This window comes from Oleiphilus sp. HI0123 (assembly GCF_001635315.1).
Map to the genome: position 1 here is coordinate 1 of NZ_LWGE01001116.1, position 4,732 is coordinate 4,732.

The 4,732-nt window shown below is 45.6% G+C and carries 5 protein-coding genes; all 5 read right to left on the reverse strand.

What is annotated here, in order from left to right:
• Window positions 1-1,319, reverse strand: a 1,319-nt coding sequence (locus tag A3761_RS11380; RefSeq protein ID WP_068750236.1) for a Na(+)/H(+) antiporter subunit D, incomplete at its 3' end; no start/stop codon positions are given.
• Entirely contained in the window at window positions 1,312-1,566 is a 255-nt protein-coding gene (locus A3761_RS11385; RefSeq protein ID WP_068508488.1) for a hypothetical protein, read from the reverse strand. The genes A3761_RS11385 and A3761_RS11380, both read right to left, overlap by 8 nt.
• On the reverse strand, window positions 1,567-3,078 hold the full coding sequence (locus tag A3761_RS11390; protein ID WP_068508490.1) for a monovalent cation/H+ antiporter subunit D family protein: 1,512 nt from the start codon (window positions 3,076-3,078) through the stop codon (window positions 1,567-1,569). It abuts the gene before it with no gap.
• Window positions 3,075-4,592, reverse strand: a complete 1,518-nt coding sequence (locus A3761_RS11395; protein WP_068508492.1) for a monovalent cation/H+ antiporter subunit D family protein — start codon at window positions 4,590-4,592, stop codon at window positions 3,075-3,077. The genes A3761_RS11390 and A3761_RS11395 overlap by 4 nt, the downstream gene beginning before the upstream one ends.
• A complete protein-coding gene (locus A3761_RS28770) occupies window positions 4,592-4,720 on the reverse strand; it encodes an NADH-quinone oxidoreductase subunit K (RefSeq protein WP_255374940.1) in 129 nt (42 codons plus the stop codon). Before A3761_RS28770 ends, A3761_RS11395 begins: the two co-directional genes overlap by 1 nt.
• Between the last annotated feature and the right edge of the window lie 12 nt (window positions 4,721-4,732).

The window sequence follows — 4,732 nt, forward strand, 5'->3', positions numbered from 1 at the left end:
TAAACAGTCTGAGCAGGAAAGGTACCTAGTACAACACACCCAACGGCTGCTAAGGTCATCGCAATTAGCATGTTTTTGGGTGGTTCAGTTGTACGGATACCTGAATCGTGAGCAAAAAATGCGAAGTAAGGAATCTTGATGCCCGCGTGATGAAATACGCCGGCAGCGGCAAATAGTAATAATAACCAAACAACATCATAGCCTTCAGCTACTGCAGCAGCCATAATCATTGACTTCGATACGAAGCCGCTGAAAAGCGGGAAGGCCGAGATAGACGCAGCACCAACAATACAAAGTATGGTTGTTTTTGGCATGCTCTTGTAAAGGCCGCCAAGCTCTGAGCCATTGATTTTACCTGTCATGTGCAAGACAGCGCCCATTGTCATCATCAACAGACCTTTAAATATAACATCATTAAAGGCATGGGCAACGGCACCGTTCAATGCAATGGCGGTACCTATACCAATCCCCACAATCATAAAACCAATTTGGTTAATAAGGCTGTAGGCAAGTACTCGGCGGAGATCATTTTCGATAACTGCAAAGAAAATTGGAAAGCATGCCATGGTGACACCAATCCATACGAGAATTTCTTCACCGGGGTAGGCCCGAGCAAAAGCATACACCGCGACCTTTGTTGTGAACGAGGCTAAAAATATTGTTCCGCTTGGTGTCGCTTCAGGATACGAATCAGTTAACCAGTTGTGCATAAAAGGGAAGGCACACTTGATTCCGAAGGCGAAAAAGATTAGCCATGCACCAACTTGGGCGATGCCCTCATGCTGCAAGCCGATATGAGTGAATAGTAAGCTATTGTTAACGTGCGCGAAGATCAATAGACCTGCAAGTAACAAAACGCCAGATAATACTTGAATGATCAGATAGCGAATACCAGAAGAATAGGCTCGATCTGTTCGACGAGCCCAAATAAGAAATACGGATGTGAGTGCCAGTAACTCCCAGAAGACGAAAAGGGTAAGTAAGTCACCGGCAAATACTGCGCCGACAGCACTACCTGCGTAGGCGAGGCCTGCGACGTGCTGCACAGTATCCTTAACGTGCAAGGCGTAGATGATGGCGATTAGAGCAGCAAGATGGAAAAGATAGCCAAACATCAAGCTAAGTTTATCAACCTTAACTGGCTCTAGTGCATAGCCCATAAACTCCATAGACCAGAATACGCCATGCTCTAGGCCGACCAAGTTAAGAGCACCTAAAATGGGAGCCGCTAACATGATGAGGTTTCGTGTCCAGCCACGTAATAGTAACGCAGCTAAAGCACCTAGCATTAGGGGAAGAAATGGAATCACATTACTCATCGTAGTAATCTTCACCTCGCATCAGAAAGGTTCGCATCCATGTTGCTATGAAAACGAGAATAGAACAGCCTACAAAGCCGTAAATGGCATAAAAAGCAGGGAAGTTCTCCCAGCTGTGGTAAATATGGCGGTGAACAATAAAGTCAGCAATCACTAGCAAAGCACATGCGACATAAAATACTTTTAACATCTTTTTGACGTTTTCTGGCTTGTCGAACCAGCCATCTGAAGAGTGATGATCAGACATTTAGCCTTCCCCCATATTCGTTGATACACCTGGAATCAAATTTATTAGATCGATCAGGGGTTGAGGATAGAAGAACAAGGCAAGACATCCAAACGAAGTCACGCCAAGTGCTATTAAAATTGGTAACGGAGCCTCTTTAGTGTCCGACCATGCCCAAGGCTTAGATTCTTTTGCTTGGGTATTAAAGAATGCTTTGATTGGGATGGGCAAAAGATAAGCGATATTAAGCAAGGAACTTATCATTAGCACGGCGACAATGATGAGCTTGTCAGATTCAAGAGCGCCCATTGTCAGATACCACTTGCTCCAGGTTCCTGCCATAGGAGGAAGGCCAATTATACTTATTGCACCAATCGCAAAAGCAGCAAAGGTGAGTGGCATTTGCCGGCCAAGTCCCACCATGTCGCTGATGTTCTTTTTGTGACTGGCAACCATAATTGCACCGGCGCAGAAGAAGAGGGTGATTTTACCAACAGCATGTGTGGCGATATGTAAGGCAGCACCGGCATGGGCGATAGATGAAGCAAGCAGAGCACCCACGACAATGTAGCTTAGTTGACTTACTGTAGAGTAGGCCAGTCTAGCTTTCAGGTTGTCCTTAGTCATAGCAATGCAAGACGAGAGCAGTATCGTGGCAGCGCCGATATAGAGCATAATATCTGTGGTTGCGAGCTCTTTAAGCTGGTCGATCCCGAAGATATAAATAATTATTTTTAGGATACTAAACACGCCCGCTTTTACGACAGCGACAGCGTGTAGCAGTGCACTAACCGGTGTTGGCGCAACCATTGCGGCAGGTAGCCAGCGATGGAAAGGCATAATGGCTGCTTTACCAATGCCATAGCAGAATAGAACGAGTAGAACGCTAAGGACGGCCTTGCTGTGTGAATTATCAAAAATTCCACCTGCTTGGAAATCCAATGTGCCTGTTAAGCTGTAAGTACCCAAGACAGCAAAGAGTAAAAATGCGATTGATGTACTAAGCAAGATGCCGAGGTAAGTTCTGCCGCCTTGCTTGGCTGCTTCAGTCCCAGCATGTGTTACTAGTGGGTAAGTTGACAGTGTTAATACTTCATAAAATATGAATAGTGTTAGCAGGTTGCCTGAGAAGCAAATTGCCATAACGGAACTGATCGCCAGTGCGAAGCAGCAGAAAAATCGAGTTTGGTTTTCTTCATTGTGGCCTCGCATATAACCAATCGCGTAGATGCTGGTAATGATCCACAAGAAGCTCGCTACAATAGCGAAAAGTACGCCAAGGGGTTCAACTTCAAAGCTGATCCCAAGACCTGGAAATAAGTCGATAACATCAAGCTTAAGGGCAACACCCTGAAAGGTATAGTCGGTAATTGCTAATACGATAGAGAATAAGATAGCTGCTGTACTTAATGTGACAGCCTCTCTGATGTTTGGGTTCTTACCTGTTGCGATAACGATTAACGCACCAATAAAAGGTACAAGAATCGAGAGGGTGATCAGCTGTGATGGCTCAATACCTTGCCAGAGGTTCATGGAGAAACCTCCTGAGCATTAATACTTAAGGTTGTATTCTGGAATAACCATTGAGATGCGCTATTTGCAGCGTCGGTAGTCAAGCTTGTATCGATACCAAAATAAATGTTTGCCAATACAAGTGCCCACATCGGAGCCAGCATTAGCCAGGGAACTTCTTTAATATTATTAGGGTTTTGTGATTCTGGTAGTTTTTGGAAATACGCAGCCTCTAATACCCGGCCAATATAGATTACCGCTAACAATGAGCCAGCAAGTACAAGTGCAGCAAGTACCCAATGATTTTGTTCTAGCGCTGCTGTCACCAGATACCATTTACTTACAAAACCAACGGTGAGCGGTACGCCGATTATACTCAGGCCAGCAATTGTGAATGCCGCCATGGTTAAAGGCATGTGTTTGCCCAAACCTCTGAACGCTTTTATATCAACAGAGCCTACGCGATAAAAGACGGCACCGACGGCCATAAACAAAGCTCCTTTCATGAGTGCATGGTTAAATATGTGGATAAGTCCCGCCATCAAACCTGTTACGCTGACTAAGCTCAGTCCGAGAATCATATAACCAATTTGCGCAACACTACTATAAGCAAGGACTGTTTTAACGTTGCTCTGCACGGTTGCCATGTAAGAGCACTTGAAAATTGCGACGACAGCCAAGACCATCAAAATTAGATCCATGCCCATATCGGTGAAAACATGGTCAGCCCCGAATATTGTAAAGATGAAACGAATCATCACATACACTGCAACTTTAGTCGCTGTGCTGGCCAAAAACGCGGTAACAGCTGAGGGCGCATGGGTATAAGCGGGAGGAAGCCACATATGTAATGGGAATAAAGCAAGCTTGATGCTGACGCCGACCATAATAAATGCGAGCCCGGTATTGATCGTGCGGCTGCTGTCATATACGTCGATACGGCCTGCAAGGTCTAGCATGTTAAGGGTGCCTGTCTTCATATAAAGCATGCCAACGCCTATCAGGATAAACGTTGCACCGATCGTTCCCATCACTAGATAGCGAAAAGCAGCAGTTAAGCAGCGTCGATCCGAAGCCAGGCTAACAAGGGTATAGGTTGCAAGCGAGGAAATCTCAAGAAACACGAAGAGATTAAAGGCATCACCAGTAACTAGTATGCCAGAAAGGCCGGCAAGACATAGTAGGTGTGCAGTGTAGAATAGTGAGTGTTTTGATGGGTCGATTTCTTTTTCAATACTGTCCTTTGAGTAAATTAGAACAAGTGTTGAAAGCGCTGATACGGCTAACAGAATAAACGCGTTAGCGGCATCGATACGTAATTCTATCCCCCAGGGTGGTGGCCAGCCACCGACAGCATAGCTAAGTGCGCCATCAGATAGAGCTGCAACTAATAGCTGCCACGAGACCAGGCAGGCCCAAGCGCTTATTAGCGTGGCAAAACACCAAGATAGTATTGAACGGCCCAAAACGAGTGTGATAGGTGCTGCTATCAGGGGCAAAATTATAGGAAGCACAGCCAGGTGTTGGTCAAGCATTAGATGGCATCATCCTTGTTTTCAAATTCGTTCTCTTCAACTGTGCCGTAAGCCCGTTTGATCCGAACAATTAGTGAAAGCCCCACAGCCGTTGTCGCAACGCCGACAACAATTGCTGTGAGAATCAAAACATGAGGGAG